This window comes from Chryseobacterium sp. CS3K3.1 (genome assembly GCF_059515165.1).
The window spans coordinates 133,189-155,981 of record NZ_JCAKRV010000009.1 but is presented as its reverse complement, the minus strand read 5'-3'; the positions used below and the strand labels follow the sequence as shown (position 1 = coordinate 155,981).

At 36.3% G+C, this 22,793-nt stretch carries 24 protein-coding genes; 9 read left to right on the top strand and 15 right to left on the bottom strand.

The annotated features are described in order from the left end of the window. Positions 1-10: 10 nt before the first annotated feature. The 8 genes from AC5YGI_RS10800 to AC5YGI_RS10765 form a co-directional block, all read right to left on the bottom strand. Positions 11-1,369: a hemolysin family protein gene (locus AC5YGI_RS10800; protein WP_330746559.1), complete on the bottom strand. Its 1,359-nt coding sequence runs from the start codon at positions 1,367-1,369 to the stop codon at positions 11-13. A gap of 268 nt (positions 1,370-1,637) precedes the next feature. Further along, positions 1,638-2,501 (bottom strand): ATP synthase F1 subunit gamma, encoded by an 864-nt coding sequence (gene atpG, locus AC5YGI_RS10795; protein WP_227944405.1) that lies wholly within the window; start codon positions 2,499-2,501, stop codon positions 1,638-1,640. A 76-nt stretch (positions 2,502-2,577) separates the two neighbouring features. Further along, positions 2,578-4,155, bottom strand: coding sequence for a F0F1 ATP synthase subunit alpha (gene atpA, locus AC5YGI_RS10790; RefSeq protein ID WP_227944406.1), 1,578 nt, complete (start codon positions 4,153-4,155; stop codon positions 2,578-2,580). A 16-nt stretch (positions 4,156-4,171) separates the two neighbouring features. Then, on the bottom strand, positions 4,172-4,711 hold the full coding sequence (gene atpH / locus AC5YGI_RS10785; protein ID WP_110010269.1) for an ATP synthase F1 subunit delta: 540 nt from the start codon (positions 4,709-4,711) through the stop codon (positions 4,172-4,174). Positions 4,712-4,713: 2 nt separating this feature from the next. Continuing rightward, a complete protein-coding gene (locus AC5YGI_RS10780) occupies positions 4,714-5,211 on the bottom strand; it encodes a F0F1 ATP synthase subunit B (protein WP_110366266.1) in 498 nt (165 codons plus the stop codon). Positions 5,212-5,300: 89 nt separating this feature from the next. Next, positions 5,301-5,492, bottom strand: coding sequence for an ATP synthase F0 subunit C (gene atpE / locus AC5YGI_RS10775; protein WP_027384648.1), 192 nt, complete (start codon positions 5,490-5,492; stop codon positions 5,301-5,303). A gap of 60 nt (positions 5,493-5,552) precedes the next feature. Next, positions 5,553-6,650, bottom strand: coding sequence for a F0F1 ATP synthase subunit A (gene atpB, locus AC5YGI_RS10770; RefSeq protein ID WP_496168282.1), 1,098 nt, complete (start codon positions 6,648-6,650; stop codon positions 5,553-5,555). A gap of 59 nt (positions 6,651-6,709) precedes the next feature. After that, complete coding sequence (locus tag AC5YGI_RS10765; RefSeq protein ID WP_330746561.1) at positions 6,710-7,081, bottom strand: hypothetical protein; 372 nt, start codon at positions 7,079-7,081, stop codon at positions 6,710-6,712. 176 nt (positions 7,082-7,257) lie between these two features. Here AC5YGI_RS10765 and ffh point away from each other — a divergent pair, with 176 nt between their 5' ends. After that, a complete protein-coding gene (gene ffh, locus AC5YGI_RS10760) occupies positions 7,258-8,619 on the top strand; it encodes a signal recognition particle protein (RefSeq protein WP_330746562.1) in 1,362 nt (453 codons plus the stop codon). 68 nt (positions 8,620-8,687) lie between these two features. On the opposite strand, the gene AC5YGI_RS10755 is transcribed toward ffh, so the two are convergent. The 6 genes from AC5YGI_RS10755 to AC5YGI_RS10730 form a co-directional block, all read right to left on the bottom strand. Continuing rightward, a complete protein-coding gene (locus AC5YGI_RS10755) occupies positions 8,688-9,341 on the bottom strand; it encodes a porin family protein (RefSeq protein ID WP_496168279.1) in 654 nt (217 codons plus the stop codon). Positions 9,342-9,426: 85 nt separating this feature from the next. Next, positions 9,427-10,089, bottom strand: coding sequence for an outer membrane beta-barrel protein (locus tag AC5YGI_RS10750; RefSeq protein ID WP_496168277.1), 663 nt, complete (start codon positions 10,087-10,089; stop codon positions 9,427-9,429). Positions 10,090-10,165: 76 nt separating this feature from the next. Next, on the bottom strand, positions 10,166-10,822 hold the full coding sequence (locus AC5YGI_RS10745) for an outer membrane protein (protein ID WP_114821338.1): 657 nt from the start codon (positions 10,820-10,822) through the stop codon (positions 10,166-10,168). A gap of 462 nt (positions 10,823-11,284) precedes the next feature. After that, positions 11,285-11,782, bottom strand: a complete 498-nt coding sequence (locus AC5YGI_RS10740) for a hypothetical protein (protein ID WP_330746565.1) — start codon at positions 11,780-11,782, stop codon at positions 11,285-11,287. 132 nt (positions 11,783-11,914) lie between these two features. Next, positions 11,915-12,580, bottom strand: coding sequence for a porin family protein (locus tag AC5YGI_RS10735; RefSeq protein WP_227944317.1), 666 nt, complete (start codon positions 12,578-12,580; stop codon positions 11,915-11,917). 118 nt (positions 12,581-12,698) lie between these two features. Further along, positions 12,699-13,658, bottom strand: a complete 960-nt coding sequence (locus tag AC5YGI_RS10730; RefSeq protein ID WP_002979097.1) for a PhoH family protein — start codon at positions 13,656-13,658, stop codon at positions 12,699-12,701. Positions 13,659-13,791: 133 nt separating this feature from the next. Between AC5YGI_RS10730 and AC5YGI_RS10725 the strand changes: the two genes are divergently transcribed. The 6 genes from AC5YGI_RS10725 (at position 13,792) to rplI (ending at position 19,066) form a co-directional block, all read left to right on the top strand. Next, positions 13,792-14,619 carry an SAM hydrolase/SAM-dependent halogenase family protein gene (locus AC5YGI_RS10725; protein ID WP_496168274.1) on the top strand — a complete coding sequence of 276 codons (828 nt, stop codon included), beginning with the start codon at positions 13,792-13,794 and terminating at the stop codon, positions 14,617-14,619. Between the two features lie 63 nt (positions 14,620-14,682). Continuing rightward, positions 14,683-15,990, top strand: coding sequence for a dihydrolipoamide acetyltransferase family protein (locus tag AC5YGI_RS10720; protein WP_330746567.1), 1,308 nt, complete (start codon positions 14,683-14,685; stop codon positions 15,988-15,990). 303 nt (positions 15,991-16,293) lie between these two features. Further along, complete coding sequence (locus tag AC5YGI_RS10715; RefSeq protein WP_496168272.1) at positions 16,294-17,667, top strand: chloride channel protein; 1,374 nt, start codon at positions 16,294-16,296, stop codon at positions 17,665-17,667. Positions 17,668-17,780: 113 nt separating this feature from the next. Continuing rightward, positions 17,781-18,122, top strand: a complete 342-nt coding sequence (rpsF, locus tag AC5YGI_RS10710) for a 30S ribosomal protein S6 (protein WP_034695444.1) — start codon at positions 17,781-17,783, stop codon at positions 18,120-18,122. A 32-nt stretch (positions 18,123-18,154) separates the two neighbouring features. Next, on the top strand, positions 18,155-18,457 hold the full coding sequence (gene rpsR / locus AC5YGI_RS10705; RefSeq protein ID WP_002979091.1) for a 30S ribosomal protein S18: 303 nt from the start codon (positions 18,155-18,157) through the stop codon (positions 18,455-18,457). 111 nt (positions 18,458-18,568) lie between these two features. Continuing rightward, complete coding sequence (gene rplI / locus AC5YGI_RS10700) at positions 18,569-19,066, top strand: 50S ribosomal protein L9 (RefSeq protein ID WP_047429787.1); 498 nt, start codon at positions 18,569-18,571, stop codon at positions 19,064-19,066. A gap of 246 nt (positions 19,067-19,312) precedes the next feature. Here rplI and AC5YGI_RS10695 read toward each other — a convergent pair whose 3' ends face one another. Continuing rightward, positions 19,313-20,119, bottom strand: coding sequence for a helix-turn-helix domain-containing protein (locus AC5YGI_RS10695; RefSeq protein ID WP_330746570.1), 807 nt, complete (start codon positions 20,117-20,119; stop codon positions 19,313-19,315). A gap of 136 nt (positions 20,120-20,255) precedes the next feature. Between AC5YGI_RS10695 and AC5YGI_RS10690 the strand changes: the two genes are divergently transcribed. Together AC5YGI_RS10690 and AC5YGI_RS10685 are read left to right on the top strand one after the other, a co-directional pair. After that, a complete protein-coding gene (locus AC5YGI_RS10690; protein ID WP_330746571.1) occupies positions 20,256-21,590 on the top strand; it encodes a TolC family protein in 1,335 nt (444 codons plus the stop codon). Positions 21,591-21,595: 5 nt separating this feature from the next. Next, complete coding sequence (locus tag AC5YGI_RS10685; protein WP_330746572.1) at positions 21,596-22,642, top strand: HlyD family secretion protein; 1,047 nt, start codon at positions 21,596-21,598, stop codon at positions 22,640-22,642. Positions 22,643-22,793 lie beyond the last annotated feature (151 nt).

Sequence of the window (22,793 nt, the reverse complement as noted above, 5' to 3'; positions counted from 1 at the left end):
TTTTATTCTTTTAAACTTCTCCTATTTTGTCTGCCAGATTATCAATCGCATTAGGTTCCTGATAAACAAGTTCCACCAGTTCAACACTCTTGTTATTCATTTTCAGAATTTTAAAGTGATAGTCTGCAAGATCAAACTCCTGGTTTTCTTCAGGGATTTCTTCGAGCTCATAAAGAATAAATCCGGCCAGTGAGTTGTACTCGCTTTCTTCGGAAAGAGGAAGTTTTCTGGGAAGGAATTCATTGATTTCCTCCAAAGGCTGTGTAGCCTGTACCCAATAGGTATTATCCGCTATTTTATCAACGATTTTTTCTTCATCGTCTTCTTCATCCTGAATTTCTCCTACCAGTTCTTCCAGAATATCTTCCAGTGTAATAATTCCTTCAGTTCCACCAAATTCGTCAATAACAATGGCGATGTGCTGTTTTTTAAGCTGGAAAGTCTTCAGTAAGTCTGAGACTTTTTTGCTTTCCACCACAAAGAAGGCGTCACGCATTAAGTCTTTAAGATCTTCATGATCCAGATCTCCTTTTCTCTTCACAAATTCTCTTATAATTTCTTTTGTGTAGAAAATTCCGATCACATTATCAATAGAATCAATATAAACAGGAATACGAGAGTAACCGCTGTCCATTATTTTGTTGATAATATCATTGACATCTTCCTCAAAGTCTATGGAAGTAATATTCTGTCTTGGAACCATGATCTGTTTTGCAGAATGATCTGTAAAATCAAATGCATTTTTGATGATCTCATAATTCTCTTCTTCAATTTCTCCACTGTCTGCACTTTGCTTTACCAGAAGCTGAAGTTCTTCTGTGGAGTGAATTTCCTGTTCCGAAGCCGGGTGAATTTTTACCAGTCTTAAGAAACCATTTGACATGGAATTCATCAACCAGATAAACGGTTTAAAAATCGTATAGAAAACTCTCAACGGAACCGCTGTTGCCATTGTCGTTGATTCAGATTTTCTAATAGCGATTGATTTTGGTATAAGCTCACCAAACACAATGTGCATGATGGTAATCAATACAAAACTGGTTACCACTGAAATGGTGGTAATCGTTGTTTGTGTCAAGTCTATATTAAACGAATGAAAGAGGCTTTCAACCACGTGGTGCAAAGCACTTTCTCCTACCCAACCAAGGGCAAGGGAAGCCAATGTAATTCCTAATTGTGTAGCGGAAAGATATTCATCAAGATGCTTGATGATATGTTCTGCCTGCTTAGCCATAGAGTTTCCTTCTGCAGCTTTTAGCTGAATTTGAGAGTAACGAACTTTAACAATTGAAAATTCTGCGGCTACGAAGAAGCCATTGAGTAAAACAAGAAATAAGGCCAGCAAAAGCCTGACTATGTCCGAGTCCATTTAGAGATTGTATAAATTTTATTAGGTACAAAGATATGTAAAATAAAAATAACCTGAATCCGGGATAGATTATTTCGATGAAGGAATTTTCGGAAGAAAAAATGACACTATAAAATACCGCTATTTTCAAATAAAAAAAACAATTGAAACAACGACTCATTTTTCAACAGAAACGATATTTTTAAGTGGTAAACAGCAGTTTCAGCTTTCCAAAAACAAAAAAGCACCGATAATTTCGGTGCTTTTATGGGTATAGTAAAATAATTCTTTATGAATTTTTCAAAGCTTCTGCTCCGGAAACAATTTCCAAAATTTCGTTGGTAATTGCAGCCTGTCTTGCTTTGTTGTAGAAGATCACAAGATCGTTCTTTAAAGCCTGAGCATTGTCTGTTGCTTTGTGCATTGCCGTCATTCTCGCTCCGTGCTCAGATGCTACTGAATCTAAGATCGCTTTGAAAACCTGAGTTTTGATAGACTTTGGAATCAGGTTATCCAGGATTTCAGCTCTGTTAGGTTCAAAGATATAATCCGTTTCAACCTGCGGCTCAGTATTTTCCGGCATTGAGATAGGAAGAAGCTGTTCTGTAGTAACTTCCTGAGTAGCAGCATTAACGAATTTGTTATAGATAACATACACTTCGTCAAATTTACCTTCTCTGAAACTCGTCATTACCCCTTCAGTGATATGAGCAACTGCATCAAAGTTCAGATTATCATATACAGTGCTTCCATTAGTATATACCGTACGGCTTTTTCTTACAGCATCATATACTTTTTTACCTACAGGAAGAACTTCAATCTCGTACTGAGCGTTGTTCTGAAACTGAAGGTTAAGCTCTTTTACGATAGAAGAGTTAAAAGCTCCCGCAAGACCTCTGTTTGAAGTAACAGCGATGAATAATACTCTTTTAACCTCTCTTTTCTGAGCATATACAGAAATCTGATCAGGATCAGAGCTAGAATTTACATTCTGGATAAGCTCCTGTAATTTTTCAGAATAAGGTCTTAACATCACGATTGCATCCTGTGCTTTTTTAAGTTTCGCTGCGGAAACCATCTTCATAGCACGTGTAATCTGCATCGTAGATGAAATTGACGTAATTCTGCCTCGTATTTCTTTTAAGTTTGCCATTAATTTGGGTTCAAAGTTTAAGGTCTAAAGTTTAAGGTTTAAAACACTATATTTCAAACCTTAAACATTGAATTTTTTAGTTGTATTTAGAAGCTAAATCGTTAGCTGCCTGCTTAAGAACACCTGTAATATCGTTATCGATTTTTCCAGCCTTGATAGCAGCCATTGTATCCGGGTGCTTAGATCTAAGGAACTCGATGTATTCGTGTTGGAATTCTTTAATCTTGTTCAAAGGAACGTTTCTCATTAAGTTTTCTGTTCCGGCATATACGATTGCTACCTGACTTTCTACTGGAAGTGGTGCATTTACCGGCTGCTTAAGGATTTCTACGTTTCTTTCTCCTTTAGAGATTACTGCTAAAGTAGAAGCATCAAGGTCAGAACCGAATTTAGCAAACGCTTCCAATTCTTTATATTGAGCCTGGTCAAGTTTCAATGTACCAGATACCTTTTTCATTGATTTGATCTGAGCGTTACCTCCTACCCTTGATACAGAGATACCTACGTTGATTGCAGGACGAACCCCTGAGTTGAATAGATCAGACTCCAGGAAGATCTGTCCGTCTGTAATAGAGATTACGTTTGTAGGGATATACGCAGAAACGTCACCAGCCTGAGTTTCGATAATCGGAAGGGCTGTTAATGAACCTCCTCCTTTTACGATTGGTTTAAGAGACTCTGGCAAATCGTTCATTTGCTTAGCAATTTCGTCATCAGCGATTACTTTTGCAGCTCTTTCCAATAGTCTTGAGTGAAGGTAGAAAACGTCTCCAGGGTAAGCTTCACGGCCCGGTGGTCTTCTCAATAGTAGAGAAAGCTCACGGTAAGCAACAGCTTGTTTAGATAAATCATCATAAACGATAAGCGCCGGTCTACCAGTGTCTCTGAAGAACTCACCGATAGAAGCTCCTGCCATTGCAGAATATACCTGCATTGGAACCGGATCTGATGCGTTAGCTGCAACGATAACCGTATATGCTAAAGCTCCTTTATCAGAAAGTGTTTTAACGATTTGTGCTACAGTAGAAGCTTTCTGACCGATAGCAACATATATACAATATACTGGCTGACCAGCATCAAAGAATTCTTTTTGGTTGATGATCGTATCGATAGCAACAGTAGTTTTACCTGTTTGTCTGTCACCAATGATAAGCTCTCTTTGTCCTCTTCCTACAGGGATCATCGCATCAATTGCCACGATACCAGACTGTAAAGGCTCAGTTACCGGCTGTCTGAAGATAACTCCAGGAGCCTTTCTTTCCAATGGCATTTCGTATAAATCCCCAGTAATAGGACCTTTACCATCGATTGGGTTACCAAGAGTATCTACTACTCTTCCTAACATACCTTCTCCTACTTTGATAGAAGAGATTCTGTTTGTTCTTCTTACTGTATCACCTTCTTTTACTAATTTACTTTCACCAAGTAGAGCAACCCCCACGTTGTCTTCTTCAAGGTTAAGTACAATACCTTCTACATCACTAGAAAATTTCACCAACTCTCCGTATTGTACGTTTTCTAACCCGTATACACGAGCAATACCATCACCGATGGTTAAAACTGTACCTACTTCCTCAACGTTTGATTGAGTATCGAAGTTGGCCAATTGCTGTTTTAAGATCGCAGATACTTCTGCCGGATTTATTTCTGCCATTGTATGGTTGTTTTTCTTAATTTAATTGGAAATCTTTTTTAACTTGGTTCAATTTTGTCTTCACAGACGCATCTACCTGCTGGTCACCTACTCTCAGAATATATCCTCCAAGAATTTCAGGCTTCACATTTACTTTCAGATCAAAGTTTGAATCAGCATTTACAAGATTTGTAGATCTTAAAATCTGGTCAAGGTTCTCTTTTGAAAGCGGAGTTGCTGTAGTAAGCGTTACTCTTTGTACACCACTAAGGTCTTCTACTTTGTTGATAAATTCCTGAGCAATATTTTTCAATTGGCTTTCACGTCCGTGCTTAATAACCAATCTGATCAGGTTTTGAGAAGAAACAGATAAACCTTTGAATATTTCGTTTGCTACTTCTATTTTCTTTTTAGAATCGATGTAAGGAGTAAGGAAAAATCTGTTTAAATCTTTAGATCCAGCCATTACCTTTACTACATCTTTCATTTCAGAAAATACAGTAGCCGTTTGCCCAGCTTCGTTGGTGAAGTCAAGTAAACCTTGTGCGTATCTTTTAGCTACTTTAGATGTAAGCATTCTTAGTTAAGGTTTGATTTGTTTAAATAATTTTGAACTAATTCGTTTTGAGCTTCGCTGTTATCTAGCTTTTGCTTCAAGATAGACTCGGCAATGTTTACAGATAAAGTACCAATCTGAGTTTTGATGTCTGCCATTGCAGCATTTTTCTCAGCGTTGATAGTCTGTTTAGCAGCTTCGATCATTTTGTCTCCTTCAGCTTTAGCAGCATCTTTAGCTTCCCCTACGATTCTGTCTTTAATTTCTCTGGCTTCTTTAAGGATCGCGTCTCTTTCGATTTTAGCTTCACGAATGATTCTTTCGTTATCCTCTTTTAAAGTTTCCATTTCTTTTCTAGCTAATTTAGCTTGATTAAGAGCGTCAACAATAGATGTTTCTCTGTCGTCGATTGACTTTAAAATAGGCTTCCAAGCGAATTTACCTAACAAAAACAATAATGCTAGAAAAATAACAGACTGGATAATAAATAGTCCTGATGAAAACTGATGAATTAATTCCATTATATAAATGTATAAATAATTATTACTTTTTTTTTAAAATTAACATTGCTGCAGCCAACCGCTGCAACAATGTTTTTGTTTTGTTTGGCTTATGATGCGAATAACGCAGCAAATGCAACACCTTCAACTAGTGCAGCTGCAATAAGCATAGCAGTTTGGATTTTTCCAGATTGCTCAGGCTGTCTAGCGATAGCTTCAAGAGCAGCAGCTCCGATTTTACCAAGACCGATACCTACACCTAGTACGATAAGACCTGCACCAATAATTCTAGGGATTTCCATAATATATAATTTTAAAAAATTGTTTTAATATTTGTTTAATTTTCTCTTTTTAACTTTTAATTAGTGAGCAGCGTGATGTTCGTGCTCGTGTTCTTCTACAGCCATTCCGATAAATAAAGCAGATAGCATTGTGAAGATATAAGCCTGTAGGAATGCTACCAAAACTTCAAGTAAATAAATTACTAATGTTAAGAATGGGAATGCTACTCCTGCGATCCAGTTTTTAAAGATATAGATAGATCCAATCAAAGTCATTACTACGATGTGACCTGCTGTCATGTTGGCAAAAAGTCGGATCATCAAAGCGAATGGCTTAGTGATAGTTCCTAATAATTCGATTGGCAACATAATGAATTTCATTGGAACCGGAACACCTGGCATCCAGAAGATGTGCTTCCAATAATCTTTGTTCGCTGAGAATGTCGTAATCAGATACGTAAGGATAGCCAAGAAGAATGTCATTGTAATATTACCTGTAACATTAATTCCGAAAGGCATCAATCCTAAAACATTAAGGAAAAGAATAAAGAAGAATACCGTTAATAAATAACCCATAAATCTCTTATACTTATGTCCGATGTTAGGAAGAGCGATCTCATCTCTTACAAAAATCACTAAAGGCTCTAAGAATCTTGCTGCTCCTGTAGGAACCGCTGACTTCTTATAAGATTTAGCCATTCCAACAAATAACACAAACATGAAAACAGCTACGAAGATGATAACCAATACACTTTTTGTAATAGAAAGATCTAAAACTTTCTCTTGCGTTGGGTGATGATCTTTATCCAGAGTAATTGTTCCCTTCTCATCAGTCTTATAGATTTTCTCATGATGTAATACATAATAAGCTCCATCTACTTCAGTTGGCTCTCCATGCATAAAACCTTCTTTGTTACTCATGAAAGAGTGGAAACCATTATCATAAAAAATAACAGGAAGAGGAAAACCGATATGATGACCATCTTTGTCAACCATCAATGTGAAATCATGAGCATCCAATAAGTGATGATCGATGAACTCTTTGTTTTCTTTAGTTACTTTGTCTTTCTCTGAAAGCTCTTTAGCAGGAGCCTCACCAGTGGTGGCCTCACCATGCTGTGCAGACACTAAGTTTAATACAAAAATACTGTAAAATAAAACTGCGAATTTCTTAAACATTGATAGGTTTTTTTCGTTGTGCAAAAATATGATAATTTTTCTAGTTTCAATAAATAATTTTACTGTTTTTTATCATGATTAATTAACCCGATCGCATAGTATGTAAGCAGTGCTGTCAGGACAAAATAAGGTATGATAAAATGGAATTTGTAGCCGGGAATCACTTCAAAGTTCAGTTTTTTTCTGATTAAATACATTAAACCAAATTTTAAAAGGATCAAACCAATAACAGACAATCCTAAAAATTGAGGCGCTACTCTATTAATTAAGATAACAAGAGTGATCATCATCATAAACATGACACTTAGAAAAAGGTAAAATTTAATGATCACTATCTCATCCAGGTGAAAAACAAATTTCCAAAGGGAAAAATGCACCAGGAAGGTCAGAAAGAATAAAACGACAACAAGAATATTGGGATTAATTTTCATTCTATATTTTAATTGATCGCAAAAATAGACTTTTTCTATCGTATTATACTATGATTTGATATTTATCATTTTTCTTCTTTGTAATAATATTACGTGTATATATAATATTACGGATTCAAACACTTTGGATATCCTAAAAATTCCTTATTTTTGCAAACCTATAATTTACAATAAATATGTTTAATAGTTTACAGGATAAATTAGACAAGGCATTACACAATATTTCCGGAAGAGGAAAAATTACTGAAATCAATGTTGCGGAAACCGTAAAAGAGATCCGTAGAGCATTGGTAGATGCCGACGTTAACTATAAAGTTGCGAAAGATCTTACAAAGAGAGTTCAGGATAAAGCATTAGGAGAAAACGTTCTTACTTCCCTTACTCCGGGACAGCTGATGACGAAAATTGTTCATGATGAGCTGGTAGACCTGATGGGAGGTTCTCAGGAAGGAATTAATCTTTCAGGAAAACCTACTGTAATCCTTATTGCCGGTCTTCAGGGATCCGGTAAGACCACTTTCTCAGGAAAGCTTGCTAATTATTTACAGACAAAAAGAAATAAAAAACCTTTACTGGTAGCATGTGACGTTTACCGTCCTGCAGCGATTGACCAGCTGAAAGTATTGGGAGGACAGATCAAAGTTCCTGTTTATACTGAAGAAGGTGCTACTAACCCATCTACCATTGCTGAAAACGCGATCAATTTTGCAAAAGCCAACAACCATGATGTTGTAATCGTGGATACGGCTGGTCGTTTAGCCATTGATGAGCAGATGATGAACGAGATCAAATCCGTACACTATTTCATCAAACCGCAGGAGACTCTTTTCGTAGTAGACTCAATGACTGGTCAGGATGCTGTAAATACAGCAAAAGCATTCAACGATGCCTTGAACTTTGACGGAGTTGTTTTAACGAAATTAGATGGTGATACTCGTGGTGGAGCGGCTTTAACGATCCGTTCTGTTGTTGAAAAACCAATCAAGTTCATCTCTACAGGAGAAAAGATGGAAGCTTTAGATCTTTTCTATCCGGAAAGAATGGCGGACAGAATCCTGGGAATGGGAGACGTTGTTTCCTTAGTAGAAAGAGCTCAGGAGCAGTTTGATGAGGAAGAAGCTAAAAAACTTCACAAAAAAATTGCTAAAAACGAGTTTGGTTTTGATGATTTCCTTAAGCAAATCAACCAGATCAAGAAGATGGGTAATATGAAGGATTTGATGGGAATGATTCCTGGAGTTGGAAAAGCGATCAAAGACGTAGAAATCAGTGATGATGCATTCAAACACATTGAAGCCATTATCTATTCTATGACTCCTGAAGAAAGAAGAAGACCTTCTATCATTAATACACAGAGAAAAGGAAGAATTGCTAAAGGTGCCGGAAGAAAAATCGAAGATGTGAACCAATTAATGAAACAGTTCGATCAAATGGGTAAAATGATGAAGATGATGCAAGGACCTCAAGGAAAGCAAATGATGCAGATGATGAGCAAAATGCCGAATATGCCTGGAATGGGTGGAATGTTTGGAAAATAAGAAAGACAAAATCATTCATAAAAAACTCTCAGAAATTCTGAGAGTTTTTATTTTTATACGGTATCTGTTTATTTAAACTTGTATCCTACTCCTAACTGGAAGAAATTCATTTTTAATTTTTCTCCATCCGCAGGATTTTTGATCATATTGGTAAGACCAAAACTGTAACGTGCATCTACAAATAATCCTTTATATACATCATAATCAGCTCCCAGGAACAAACCGAATTCTGTAGACTTCAGTCCATTATCAAAATAATTTTCAAGATATTTTTCACCTTCGTTGATAGCAGATGGATTAGACTGCGCCCCACTCACTTCAATTTTAGCTTTTGTATTGGTTCTGAAACTTACATATGGACCGGCATAAAGCCCTAGTTCAGGAGTTGCATAATACCTTGCAGATACAGGAATAACAATTCTGTTAAAATGCAGTTTTTCCGTCACAGTAACTCCGGAAGTTTTTACTACCGCTTTACCTCCCAGGTTAGCATACTCCACTTCTCCCTGTAACGCAAATTTATCGTTCAGTTTATGCTCAACCAAACCTCCGATATAAAAACCGGATTTGGATTTAAGACTTGCTCCTATCCCTTCAAAATTGACGCTATTGGCATCGGAATTTAATGTTGACAAAGCATAACCTGCTTTTACACCGAATGTAGTTTGTGCATTTAAACCTGCAAATAAAGCGATTGCAGACGCTAATAAAATTTTTTTCATGATTTATTGTATTAAAAAAATGTTCGCAAAAATACAAAAAAAGACTTGAGAAACCTCAGGCCTTTCTTGCGATATGCTTTGTTTACTATTTTGCAAATACATATTTCACTCCAAAAGTCACGGAAGTTAAATTGATACCCAATTTGTAATCATTAGTTCTTTTCGCCCCTTCCAGATCTTTTTTATAAGTATTGTATCCGAATTCTCCTATTGTAGCTTCAATTGACCAGTTCTTAGTCAGGAAATAATCCAGCCCCGGTTTAATATTCACTCCAATGGTAGTATAGTTATTTTTTTCTGTAAACGGAGCAGAAAGTATTGGGTCTCCGCCATCATCTTCACTGTTAAAATCCAGTTTTTCCTTACCAAATTCCAATGGAACCTGTAATTGTCCGAAGATGTATAATTTATCAGATAAAGTCCAGTATTTTCTCACAAAGGGAGCAACAACAAATGCGTTATCTGTATTTTTTATTTCAATTGTATTAAGGAATCCAAAACCACTTACCGTATATTTTGTAACGGCACTTTTATAGCCTATCCCAAGTCCTACTGCTAAATTGTTATTAACGAAATATCCAGCTGTTGGAAGAATTCTGATCACATCATCCTTTGTTTTGGCTTCGAATTCATTCTTTTCATTATGATAATATTCTACCTGTCCTGAAAGATAAGAAGTTCCTTTTGCAATCTGTGCATTTGATAAACCAAAAAGCGCAACAGCGCCCATCAATACGATTTTTTTCATGATTATTATATTAGTTTTGTATAGAAAAAAAAGCCCTAAGGGTTTCTCAGGGCTTTCTTGCTATATGCTTTGTTTATTATTTTGCAAATACATATTTAACTCCGAAAGTTACAGAAGATAAATTCAATCCGAAGTTGTAGTTGTTTGTAGCATCACCATCTTTTGGCTTGTAGTTGTTATAACCGAACTCACCGATAGTAGCTTCGATAGACCAGTTTTTGTTTAAGAAATAATCTAAACCTGGCTTAACAGTTACACCGATTTGAGTGTATTTAGCTTCAGTAGAAGTAGAGTTAGAAATTGTAGTGTTTCCAGCTGTAGTTACAGAGCTAGTTTCAGTTTCAGTTTTTCCGAACTGCATTGGAACTGCTAATTGTCCGAAGATATACAACTTGTCAGACAAAGTCCAGTATTTTCTTACGAATGGAGCAACAACGAAAGCTGGTTGCTTAACTACATTTTCGCTTACAGTTGTAGCGTTTCCGATGGTAGTAGTCGTAGTAGCTGTAGTTTTTTCAGTTTGGTATCCTACACCTAATCCGATTGCTAAGTTAGTGTTAACGAAATATCCAACTGTAGGTAATACGTTGAAGTTTTCAGTTTTAAGGTTACCGTTGTTCGTTTCTACTTGAGAATAACCAACAGATCCTGATAAATATGTAGTTCCTTTAGCAATCTGAGCGTTTGATAAACCAAAAAGTGCAACAGCACCCGCTAATAATATTTTTTTCATTGTAAAAAATTTTAATACTTTCTGAGGGCAAATTTACAGTGGTCCCCAGTAATATTAAAATTTGTTAATGTGATTAATATCATTACTAAAATATAGGGTTTTATAAAAATAAATCCTAGTTAAGAGATGTTATTAAGTTTTTCACAATTTTATGAATAAAAAAATCACTTTTTTTCAACAAGAGCTGAATATATTTAGTTTTTTAAATTTTGTATTTTTTACCAAAAGCCCATAAATTCAGGTGAAATGCTAAAGCCTATTAACTTAAAATGCTTATTTCAAAGCCATTAACTCTTAAAACTTAAACAAACGTTTATTATTTGAGGTTGTTTTTTCTTTTTTCCAATCCGTTCAAAATCCTCTTTATAAGAAATTACTGAGAGAAAAATCGATAAAGTCTTTATCTAAATAATCAAAAAACTCCGGCCTTCGGCCGGAGTTCTCATATGCAATTGCTTTTTCTTATTTCAAAAAGAAATTAAATCCTAAGTTTACAGCTCCTACGTTCCAATTATGTTTGTACCAACCATAATCACGTGTGTTACTGATAGACTGATATCCGATATACAACTCTCCTTTAGACATCTGGTATCCAAATTTAGGTTGTGCATAGAAACCTCCATCTACCCCATCTTTTGTAGAAATACCATATCCAAGGTCTAATCCTACAAAAATAGGAGCACCTTTAAACTTATATTTCCCTGAAACAGCTACAGGAATAAATCCGAAATCATCAAAGTTATCTTTTCCAAAGAAATGAGAATATCCTGTTGTTACACCAAGGTCGAAACCTTTGGCAATATTCCACATATAAGCAGCATCCACTCCTAATGTAAATGAAGATACATCACTTGCATCAGATACAGGAACCCCAATATGTCCACCCAATTTGAAACCTTCCTGTGCCTGAGCAACACCTCCTAAAAGTGCAAAAGCACCTAGTAATAATAGTTTTTTCATTTTTTTAAGTTTAAATTTTACCCTGCAAAAATACTAATTATTTTCATCATTAGAATAAAATTGCCTTATAACAGAAAAAGCAGGACAAATTTTGCCCTGCTTTTATGATCATTTAAAATTAAATTTTCAGAATTAGTTTCCTCCGAATTTGAAACCTACGCCTACCTGTACGAAGCTGTTGGTTAACTTTTCATTCCCTTCAGCGTGTTTCGCAAGGTTAGAAACTCCAAGGTTGTATCTCGCATCAAAGAACAATCCGTTTTCCAATGCATATTCAGCACCAAGGAATGGAGCAATATTCAAAGTATTCATTTGATCTTTAATATCTCTTTCGTCATTAGCATCAATCTCGAATCCAGGAATTCCGAATCCAAAATCAGCAGTAAGCTTTTGCTTTGCAGAAAGGATCACTCCGAAGCTGGCCCCTGCAGAAACTGATAATCCTTCAGTAATAAAATACTTGGCAGAAATAGGAACTAATAAAGTATGATAAGTCTGCTTTGCTTTTACATTTAAAAAGGTGGTCGGATCTTCCGGATCAGCTTCAGCCACATTTACCTTTCCTCCAAGCGGAGAATATAACAGTTCTCCCTGTAGGGCAAATTTATCACTCAGTTTATATTCAGCGATACCACCGATATAAAATGTATGTAAAGGATCTGAAGTTTCAGACTGATTGTCACCTTTCAATTTAACTGTAGAGTAAGAGTATCCGGCTTTTGGACCAAATCGAAATTCCTGTGCGTTGGCACAAATTCCCATAGCAGCGACTGCTGCAACAAGTAAAAGTTTTTTCATGTTTAGTTAGTTTTTACATTTAAGGTGTGCAAAGCTAACTATTTTTTTCAAATTAACAAATTTTAACCAACTTATTTAAGGTTAATAAAAGGTTAATAGAAACTTTTACCCATTTTTACTAGTCGTTCCTTAATCTTTTCTCTTCGTCGTTATAGGCAAGGATAATCTTTCTTACCACCGGGTGCCTTACCACATCTTCTTCTGTAAGGTGTACAAACCCTATTTCTTTTACTCCATTTAAAATTCTCATAGCCTCTTTTAGTCCGGACTGTTGATTTTTCGGAAGGTCAATCTGACTTGGATCTCCCGTGATAATGAACTTGGCATTCATTCCCATTCTGGTAAGGAACATTTTCATCTGGGCATGAGTGGTATTCTGTGCTTCATCCAGAATCACAAAAGCATCATCCAAAGTACGTCCTCTCATGAAAGCCAATGGTGCTACTTCAATCACTTTCTTCTCCATGAAACCTTCCAGTTTCTCATGGGGAATCATATCACGAAGTGCATCGTACAAAGGCTGTAAATACGGATCCAGCTTTTCTTTAAGGTCACCAGGAAGGAATCCAAGGCTTTCTCCTGCTTCTACGGCCGGTCTGGTAAGAATAATTCTTTTCACTTCTTTATCTCTTAAAGCCCTCGCTGCCAATGCCACACTGGTATATGTTTTTCCTGTACCTGCCGGGCCGATGGCAAAAACCATATCCTTTTTTTCTGTTTCCTTTACCAGTTTTTTAAGATTGGTCGTTTTAGCCTTAATTACTTTGCCGTTGACTCCTTTTACGATAATATCCTGATCGAATACCAATTGTTTTTCGTTTTCGTCTTTAATATTCAATATATTTTCAACATCTTTCAGTCCTATTGAATTGTTTTTGGAGATAAAACTGACAATATCGTCAAGTTTTTGCTTCAGTATGTCTAAAGCTTCCTGATTTCCCATGGCAAAGATAAAATGATCTCTTCCTGTAATTTTTATGGTTGGAAAGCTTGATTTTATTAAGTTGAAATATTGGTTATTAACTCCATAGAAGATTTTCGCGTCGATATCTTCCAAATCATATGTTAATTCAAACATGCAGTATTTTTATTTTTAGATTTTAAAATTAAAGCTTTTTTTCAAATTTATATCAAATTCTTTTCAACAATCTTTCGGGCTTTCTTTTTATTTTAAATAACTTTGCAATACTACACTATTCTATAAATTGCTCATGTCAATTATTACCCTTACTTCGGATTTCGGAAATTTAGATTACAGAGTTGCCGCTGTGAAAGGCAAAATTCTGTCTCTAAACCCTGAGGTTAATATTATTGATATCACCCACGAAATCCAGGCATTCAATCTTATACAGACTTCATATATTGTAAGAAATGCTTATAAATATTTTCCCAAAGGAAGCATTCACATTCTTTCTGTAGACAGTTTTTACAGCAAATCAAGAAAGAACATCCTCTATAAAGCAGACGGATCTTACTTCCTGGCGGCAGACAACGGCCTTTTGAGCCTTATATTTTTTGATATAAAACCGGAAGCCATCTACGAGCTTACGCTGAATAACCGTTTTGATGACGTTATCAACTTCACTTCTACAGACATTTTTGTTCCTGCAGCAGTACATCTTGCCAATGGCGGACTTCCTGAAGTTATAGGAAGAAAAATCAGCACAGCAAAACAGCTGATGGTCCCGCGGGCGGTTTATAATGAATCGGAAGGGATGATTATTGGCGAAGTGACTTATATTGATAATTTCGGAAATATAATATCAAATATCAATAAAGATTTTTTTGAGAACATCAGTAAAGGTTACAACAGTTTTACCATAAAATTCAGAAATTTAAGCCTTTCAAGAATATTTTCCAGCCACACGGAAGTTGTTTCAGACTGGAAAAGGGAGACCGAATTTCACGGACAGTCTGCGGCCATCTTCAATGATAGTCAGTTATTGGAGCTTACCATCTACAAAGGAAGCAAGAAAAACGGCGCTAAAAGCCTGTTTGGACTGAATGTGGGAGAAAATATTTATATCGAATTCAGCTAAGATTATATATTTCTTAAAAAAACCGATTTTTTTTATATATTTGTCAAAATCTAAAAATCAAAAATGGCAGAATACAAATTATTGCTTCCTTCCATGGGAGAAGGGGTTATGGAAGCGACAATTATCACTTGGTTATTCAATGAAGGTGATAACGTAAAGGAGGATGACTCCGTAGTAGAAATTGCAACAGATAAAGTAGATTCAGACGTACCGACACCAGTTTCGGGGAAAATTGTGAAAATTTTAAAGCAAAAAGATGAAGTTGCAAAAGTAGGTGAAGCCATTGCTATTTTAGAAATTGAAGGAGAAGGCTCAGCTTCAGAAGAAGTAAAAACTGAAACTCCTGCAGCTGCTCCGGATGCTGAAACTTTAAAAGCGATTGAAGAGCCATTGCAAACAGTAGCTGCTTCAAACGTAGAATTCTCAGGAGATCTTTATCTGTCTCCACTTGTAAAATCTATCGCACAACAGGAAAAAATTTCTGAAACTGAACTGAAATCTATCAAAGGAAGCGGTTTGGAAGGAAGAATTACCAAAGAAGATATATTAGCTTATGTTGCCAACAGAGGAAGCCAGCCAGCTCAGCAGGCCGCTCCGGTACAGACAGCTTCTGCTCCACAACCTGCAGTATCAGCTCCGGCAGCTACTATTCCGGTAAGTGCAGGTGATGAGATCATTCCAATGGACAGAATGAGAAAAATCATCGCTGAAAACATGGTGAAAGCAAAACAAATTGCTCCACACGTTACTTCTTTCATTGAAACAGACGTTACCAACGTCGTAAAATGGAGAAATAAAAACAAAGCTGTATTCGAAAAACGTGAAGGTGAAAAACTGACTTTCATGCCTATTTTTGTTAAAGCTGTGGTGAAAGCCATCCAGGATTTCCCGATGATCAATGTTTCTGTCAATGGTGAAAACATCATTAAAAAGAAAAACATCAACATCGGTATGGCGACTGCCCTTCCGGACGGAAACCTTATCGTTCCTGTTATCAAAAATGCGGATCAGTTATCTCTTTCAGGGCTTGCAAAAGCAATCAATGACTTAGCTTACAGAGCAAGAAACAAGAAATTGAGACCAGAAGATACTCAAGGGGCAACGTATACAATTTCTAACGTAGGAAGCTTCGGAAACCTTATGGGAACACCGATTATTCCTCAGCCTCAGGTAGCTATTTTAGCCATCGGAGCGATCGTTAAGAAGCCTGCAGTTCTTGAAACAGCTGATGGCGACGTAATCGCTATCAGAAACTTAATGTTCATGTCTCACTCTTATGACCACAGAGTGGTAGACGGTTCCCTGGGAGGAATGATGCTGAAGCACGTTCACGACTACCTTGAAAACTGGGATCTGAACACAGAAATATAAGTAATAAATAATCAGTAATAAGTAATTTTTGCTTATTGTTGATCATATAAAATGAAAACCTTCGGTTAAATCGAAGGTTTTTTGTTTTTATTAATTAGACTTATTAAAACTCATAAGATTAAAAATTACACAAAGCAAGCGATGAAAATTTAATAAAAACAGCTTTTATTTATCAATATGACAATTTAACACTTAAATATTTTTTGGAAGTTTAAGGTATTAGTATTAATTTTAAAACAAATATTATTTGAAATAGATACTCATTATAGAAGATCACGTATTTTTACATCTCTAAACTGACAAATGCTGAAAATTTTCGCCCTCATAAAAAGATCTCTCAAAAATTCCTTCGACAATATCCGGAATGAACAGCTTAAGCATAATCTGCTTCAGGCCATTCCCTTTTGGATAGGATCTGTCATAACAGGCTTTTTTGCCGTGATGTACGCACAGGTATTTGCATGGGGTGAACACCTCATGAATTTTATTTTCGACTGGCACGCATGGATGATCTTTATTATTGCACCTGTTGGATTTGTACTTTCCTGGTGGCTGGTGAAAGAATTTGCGCCGAATGCCAAAGGAAGCGGGATTCCTCAGGTGATGGCGGCGGTAGAACTGGCCAATCCGAAAGAACATAGGAAAATCCGGAATCTTTTAAGTATTAAAATCATTTTTTTCAAAATACTTTCTTCCGTCATTCTTGTAATCGGAGGAGGTGCTGTTGGACGTGAAGGACCAACGATTCAGATTGCAGGTTCAGTTTTCAGAAAAGTGAATGAATACCTTCCCGAATGGTGGCCAAAGATTTCCAAAAAAAACATGATTATGACGGGAGCGGCAGCAGGACTTGCAGCAGCATTCAATACTCCGTTGGGAGGAATTGTTTTCGCTGTGGAAGAGCTGTCAAAAACCCATATCAATTACTTTAAAACAGCCTTATTTACAGCAGTAATCATTGCAGGTCTTACCGCTCAAACATTAGCGGGATCTTATTTATATCTCGGCTATCCTAAAACCAATGATGTTTCTTTAATGGTGATGTTTCCTATTATACTGGTAGCTGCCACTGCCGGCATTCTGGCAAGCCAGCTATCGGTCACCATGCTTAAAATCAATAGCTGGAAGAAGAAAAAACTGAAAACAGATAAAGCCAACGTGGTCTTTCTGATCATTTGTGCCTTAATTATTGCTTCCATCGCTTATTTCATCAACAGAGAAGTTCTGGGATCAGGAAAAGAAATTATGGAGCGTGTTCTTTTTACTAAAGATAAACATGAAGACTGGTATGTTCCCATTCTCAGAATGCTGGGTCCTGCCCTTTCCTTTACTTCCGGAGGTGCCGGTGGAATTTTTGCTCCGGCTCTTACTGCGGGAGCAAGTATAGGTTCTGTTATTTCAGGAATTATTCATTTAACACCCAACGAAACTAATGTGGTGATTCTGGGCGGAATGGTTGCTTTCCTTACCGGAATTACAAGAGCACCGTTTACTTCAGCGATTATTGTGCTGGAAATGACAGACAGACATTCATTGATATTCCACCTTATGCTTGCCGGAATGGTTTCTTCTATTGCTTCCATCCTGGTAAGCAGACATTCTTTGTATGATGTTTTGAAGGTGAATTTTCTGACGGAAATCAGATCCAATGATGAAACTGAATCCAGAAATCTATAAAAAGATGAATAGACATTCTAAGGAAACGCTAACTATTTCACCAATCCTCTTGCATATAACAAATATATTTTCTACTTTTGCACCTCGAAATAATTAACAAATTTTTTAACATTATGAACAATTACGAAACTGTTTTCATTTTAACTCCCGTTCTATCTGAGGCACAGGTAGAGGAAGCAGTGAACAAGTATGTAGATCTAATCAAAGAAAAGAACTGCGAAATCGTTGCTAAAGAAAACTGGGGATTAAAAAAATTAGCTTACCCGATTCAATTGAAAAAGAATGGGTTCTATACTTTAATCGAATTTAAAGGAGAAGGTACTGTAGTTGCTGATTTAGAATTAGCATTTAAGCGTGACGAAAGAGTAATCCGTTACCTTACTACAAAACTTGACAAGCACGCTGTAGAGTACGCTGTAACAAGAAGAGCTAAAGTAAAAGCAGCTAAAGCTTAATTATTAACCCTATTTTTTAAAAAAGACAAGACATGGCAATAGATGAAATGGCTAAACAAGCCTCAGCAGGAGGAGAATCAGAAGTAAAATTCCTTACTCCGCTTGATATCAATACAAAATCTGAAAAGAAATATTGTAGATTCAAAAAATACGGAATTAAGCACGTTGATTACAAAGATGCTGATTTCTTATTACAATTTGTAAACGAGCAAGGTAAAATTTTACCAAGAAGATACACTGGAACTTCTTTAAAATACCAAAGAAAAGTTTCTGCTGCTATCAAAAGAGCAAGACACCTTGCTTTACTACCATACGTAGCTGACTTATTGAAATAAGACAAAAATAAATAAGAGAAGAGGCTTTTCCTCTTCTTTTGTTGCTGAATACATCATTAATTCTAACTTGATTTTAGATATAAAACTAAAATCTAAAAAAGGACAACAACAATGGAAATTATCCTAAAAAAAGACGTAGAAAACTTAGGACTTGAGTTTGATACAGTAAACGTAAAGCCAGGTTATGCTAGAAACTTCTTAATTCCTCAAGGAATTGCTCTTTTAGCTACACCTAAAAACAAAGCTGCTTTAGAAGCTACATTAGAAGCTAGAAAAGAAGAAGAAGCTAAATTAATCGCTGCTGCTAACGCTGTAGTTGAGCAATTGAAGAAAACTTCTATCACGATCCCTGCAAAAGTAGGTGCTGGTGACAAATTATTCGGATCTATCAACAATGCTGATCTATCTGCTGCTTTAGAAAAAGCTGGTGTTTCTGTAGAGAAAAAATACATCAAAATTCCTGGTAACACGATCAAGAGAACTGGTAAATTCGCAGCTCTTATCAGACTTCACAGAAATGTTGAGTACAACTACGAGTTTGATATCGTATCTGATGCTCCAGTGGAAGCAGCTCCTAAAAAAGAAGAAGCTAAAACTGAAGAAGCTTAATAAGCAACTGAGAATTTCTCACAATACAGACCACTTCAATTTATTGAGGTGGTTTTTTATTGAACTACCCCGTCTTTTTGCTTTGCAAAAATCCACCCCTTCAGGGAAGGGGAATGTAGGAAATCTTAACAGCTATTACTCGTTAAATTAACTTTTTCGCAACCTTACCTGTAAGAACAGGCAAGAAAGTTTATCCCGCACTATAAAACCCGTTACCTCGTAACACGCACCCCGTAACCCTCCAACTCACAACTTATCCCCTCTCAATTTATGCTGATACTCCGTAGGTGCCATTCCGATTACCTTTTTGAAGATATTACTGAAAGACGAGAGGCTGTTGTACCCTACCATCATGGCAATTTCATACATATTGTATTTCCCTTCCAGCATCAGTTCAAGGGAACGGGTAATTCGCAACGCTCTCAGAAAGCGAACGTAATTCATGCCCAGAATCTCTTTAAATTTCCTGGAAAGGGTTCTTGTACTCATTCCGAATTCTTTTGCCGTAGATTCAATCGTGAGGGGTTTCTCAAGGTTAGCATGAATATATCTTGCAATCTTCAGCAATGTTTCATCTTTTGGAAAAGGGTGCTGTATCGGAAATGCCAGATGTTTATGTTTCTTTTCCTGTAAAACTCCTTTAAGAGCTTTGAGAAAATAATATTTTGAGGTATCATTTTTTGTGATTTTTCCATCCCAGTCTTTAGTATAGAAAATCATCTCACGAAGGAGATTATTGACAGAATAAATATTGATTTCATCAAAAAAGCCACTTTCATTTTCTTCTTTCTTAAAATAAAAGTTATATAAATCGACTTTGGGGCTGGTTGAAAAAATATAATGAGGTGTACCGGCAGGAATCCACATAAAACACCTGGCAGGAAGATACCAGTGTTTCTGATCCGTAAAAACATGCACAATACCGCCTTCTGCATAGACTAATTGTGCAGAACTGTGATAATGAATCTCTGTGGTTACATTTCCGGTAAGAACATGATAGATGTAAAATTCGGCATCATCTTCTTCTACCGCTTTAAAATGGCTGTCGTTCATACTCTAAAGGTAAGAAGAATTTTTAAATTGGCGTAAATGAGCAAATATTTTTCTGTTTTCACAAATAGGGTCTGTAGCTTATCATCGTAACTTTGCTGCATCAAAATCATTTTAGCAAAAATCCTTTAATTAATTTATGAATATCATATTTAACGCATGCCGGTATATGTGCATTGCGTTGTGCTTATTATTGAGCAGTTTTTTACATTCACAGATGATCGATTACCAGCATCTCGGCTTGCAGCAAGCTGTAGAAATTGGTTTGAAAAATAATAAAAACATACAGATCAGTCATCTGAAACAGGAAATGTCCGTGACCAAAGAGAAAGACCTCAAGATGGAGAAACTCCCGGATATTGAATTTCATACGAGCTATAATCAGGTAACCAACCTGTTCCAGCATCAGAATGGCGTATTTAATAAAGCGACCAAGTACGATGTGATTAATGGAATGTATGATTTTACATTATCCGCTTCCATTCCGGTGTACATGGGAGGAAAAATTAAAAATACGGAAAAGAAAGCGGCTATAGATACTGAAATTTCAGCTTTAAAAACTCATCTGGACGAAAGACAGCTTAAAATGTCCATCATTACGGCTTTTCTACAGATTCATCATTTAAAAGAGCAGCAGAGCCTTATTAATGATAAAATGAAGGAAGATTCCGTCAACATCAGGCAGGTAAAAGCATTGAAAGCTAATGGTGTTGTAACGGTCAATGAAGTCTTAAGAACTTCTTTACAGCTTTCCAATCATAAAATGAGCTGGACGGAACTGGATAACGATATTCAGATTGCAGAGCACAAACTGAAAACAATTCTTTCGCTTCCGGAAAATCAGGAAATGCATGTCAATACAGAAGATCTTATTTCAGACAATGCTGCCATTCCCTATGTTGATGAGCTTACAGAAACAGCTTTAAACAAAAATGAATCTGTTGAAATCACCCATAAAAATCTTTCTCTTAAGGAACTGGATCAAAAGATCACCAAAGCGAATTATTTACCCAAAATTACGGCTGGCGGAGAATATTTTCTAAAGTATCCGAACATGATGTTTTTCCCTCCGGAACCTTATGCGTATCGTTTGGGAATGGTAGGTGTAAACCTTACCTATCCTATCGAAAATCTGTACAAAAATAAATACAGAATGCAGGAAGCACGGGAAAATATTGATCTTGCCAAACTTCAGATTGAAGAAAACGAGGAAAATGTAAGACACAATGTTTATGAGGCTTATAAAAAGTTTGAAGAGACAGACCAGAAGGTAAAAATTGCTGAAGAAGCGATTAATCAGGCTAAAGAAAACTACCGCATTGTAAGAACAAAATATGCCAATAAACTAAGTCTCATCACTGAACTGATAGATGCAGACAATGCTTATCTGGAAGCTGAATCTAATCTTATTTCCGTTAAAATCAACAGACAACTTAAATATTACCAACTCCAATATACGATTGGAAACTTATAAAAACTATGGCACAGAAACAATTGACACAAAAGGAAAAAAGAATCAACAAGTCCATTACTTTACTGGCCTGGATTCTGATCATCAGCGGAATCACGGGAATGATAAGTTTTTATCTTTTTTCGAGAAAGAATGTGACAACGAATGATGCACAGATTGAGCAATATATCACACCTGTATCCAGTAAGGTATCAGGTTTCATCAAAACGATACGGTTTAGCGAAAATCAGTTTGTACATAAAGGCGACACTTTAATTGTCATCGACAACAGAGAGTTTGTGAATCAGGTACACATGGCTGAAGCGAATCTTCATGCCAATACAGCAACCATCAGCACTATTGAAAGCGGTGTCAGCACCAAAGAAAGTGATACAAAGATTATTGATGCTAAAATTGCCTCTGCAAAAATTGATATCTGGAGAACGGAGCAGGATTTTAAAAGATATAAAAACCTTTTGGCAGAAGATGCTGCTACCGAACAGGAATTTGAGAATGTAAAAGCTTCTTATGAACAGTCAAAAGCCAATCTTTTGGCATTGGAACAGCAGAAAAATGCCGTAAAAGCAGGAGCGAACGAACAACAAACCAAAGTGGCTCCCGTAAAAAGCCAGATCCAGCAGAGTTCTGCCAGTCTTAACAATGCGAAGCTTTATCTTTCTTATACTGTAATTACGGCTCCTTATGACGGATGGGTCGGAAAGAAGACCATTCAGGAGGGGCAGTTGATTAAAGAAGGTCAGGCCTTGGTACAGATGGTCAGCAAAGAGAAATGGATCATAGCCAATTACAAAGAAACACAGCTTGGGCAGATTGATCAGAGCAAGGAAGTAATTATTACTGCGGATGCTTATCCCGATGTTGAGTTTAAAGGAAAAATAATTTCCGTTTCCCCTGCTTCAGGTTCCCAGTTTTCCTTGGTAAAACCGGATAATGCCACCGGAAATTTTGTAAAAATAGAACAAAGATTTCCTGTAAAAATTATCCTTGATAATAACAAAAACAATGAAAAGCTGCTTTCCGGAATGAATGTTCTGGTGAGTGCGAAGAAGATTTAAGTTTGAGAGTGGGAGCATTTTAGGGTTATAGAGTATAAAAATATCAGGTGTTATTACCATTTTCAAATTCTCTCATTTTCAAATTTTCAAATTAAATTATTTTTTTAGCGAAAAGGCAAACCGCAAAATAGCAAATCTGCCAATTTTTTCT

What these genes read in the sequence shown, in the direction of transcription:
- AC5YGI_RS10685 (WP_330746572.1), top strand. Translation starts at nt 21,596, where the DNA reads ATGGCACAGAAACAATTGACACAAAAGGAAAAAAGAATCAACAAGTCC.
- atpE (WP_027384648.1), bottom strand. Translation starts at nt 5,492, where the DNA reads ATGGAAATCCCTAGAATTATTGGTGCAGGTCTTATCGTACTAGGTGTA.
- AC5YGI_RS10755 (WP_496168279.1), bottom strand. Translation starts at nt 9,341, where the DNA reads ATGAAAAAAATTTTATTAGCGTCTGCAATCGCTTTATTTGCAGGTTTA.
- AC5YGI_RS10745 (WP_114821338.1), bottom strand. Translation starts at nt 10,822, where the DNA reads ATGAAAAAAATATTATTAGCGGGTGCTGTTGCACTTTTTGGTTTATCA.
- AC5YGI_RS10720 (WP_330746567.1), top strand. Translation starts at nt 14,683, where the DNA reads ATGGCAGAATACAAATTATTGCTTCCTTCCATGGGAGAAGGGGTTATG.
- AC5YGI_RS10780 (WP_110366266.1), bottom strand. Translation starts at nt 5,211, where the DNA reads ATGGAATTAATTCATCAGTTTTCATCAGGACTATTTATTATCCAGTCT.
- AC5YGI_RS10735 (WP_227944317.1), bottom strand. Translation starts at nt 12,580, where the DNA reads ATGAAAAAACTTTTACTTGTTGCAGCAGTCGCTGCTATGGGAATTTGT.
- ffh (WP_330746562.1), top strand. Translation starts at nt 7,258, where the DNA reads ATGTTTAATAGTTTACAGGATAAATTAGACAAGGCATTACACAATATT.
- AC5YGI_RS10800 (WP_330746559.1), bottom strand. Translation starts at nt 1,369, where the DNA reads ATGGACTCGGACATAGTCAGGCTTTTGCTGGCCTTATTTCTTGTTTTA.
- rpsR (WP_002979091.1), top strand. Translation starts at nt 18,155, where the DNA reads ATGGCAATAGATGAAATGGCTAAACAAGCCTCAGCAGGAGGAGAATCA.
- rpsF (WP_034695444.1), top strand. Translation starts at nt 17,781, where the DNA reads ATGAACAATTACGAAACTGTTTTCATTTTAACTCCCGTTCTATCTGAG.
- AC5YGI_RS10695 (WP_330746570.1), bottom strand. Translation starts at nt 20,119, where the DNA reads ATGAACGACAGCCATTTTAAAGCGGTAGAAGAAGATGATGCCGAATTT.
- AC5YGI_RS10765 (WP_330746561.1), bottom strand. Translation starts at nt 7,081, where the DNA reads ATGAAAATTAATCCCAATATTCTTGTTGTCGTTTTATTCTTTCTGACC.
- AC5YGI_RS10715 (WP_496168272.1), top strand. Translation starts at nt 16,294, where the DNA reads ATGCTGAAAATTTTCGCCCTCATAAAAAGATCTCTCAAAAATTCCTTC.
- AC5YGI_RS10750 (WP_496168277.1), bottom strand. Translation starts at nt 10,089, where the DNA reads ATGAAAAAAATCGTATTGATGGGCGCTGTTGCGCTTTTTGGTTTATCA.
- atpA (WP_227944406.1), bottom strand. Translation starts at nt 4,155, where the DNA reads ATGGCAGAAATAAATCCGGCAGAAGTATCTGCGATCTTAAAACAGCAA.
- AC5YGI_RS10690 (WP_330746571.1), top strand. Translation starts at nt 20,256, where the DNA reads ATGAATATCATATTTAACGCATGCCGGTATATGTGCATTGCGTTGTGC.
- AC5YGI_RS10730 (WP_002979097.1), bottom strand. Translation starts at nt 13,658, where the DNA reads ATGTTTGAATTAACATATGATTTGGAAGATATCGACGCGAAAATCTTC.
- atpH (WP_110010269.1), bottom strand. Translation starts at nt 4,711, where the DNA reads ATGCTTACATCTAAAGTAGCTAAAAGATACGCACAAGGTTTACTTGAC.
- AC5YGI_RS10740 (WP_330746565.1), bottom strand. Translation starts at nt 11,782, where the DNA reads ATGAAAAAACTATTATTACTAGGTGCTTTTGCACTTTTAGGAGGTGTT.
- AC5YGI_RS10725 (WP_496168274.1), top strand. Translation starts at nt 13,792, where the DNA reads ATGTCAATTATTACCCTTACTTCGGATTTCGGAAATTTAGATTACAGA.
- atpB (WP_496168282.1), bottom strand. Translation starts at nt 6,650, where the DNA reads ATGTTTAAGAAATTCGCAGTTTTATTTTACAGTATTTTTGTATTAAAC.
- atpG (WP_227944405.1), bottom strand. Translation starts at nt 2,501, where the DNA reads ATGGCAAACTTAAAAGAAATACGAGGCAGAATTACGTCAATTTCATCT.
- rplI (WP_047429787.1), top strand. Translation starts at nt 18,569, where the DNA reads ATGGAAATTATCCTAAAAAAAGACGTAGAAAACTTAGGACTTGAGTTT.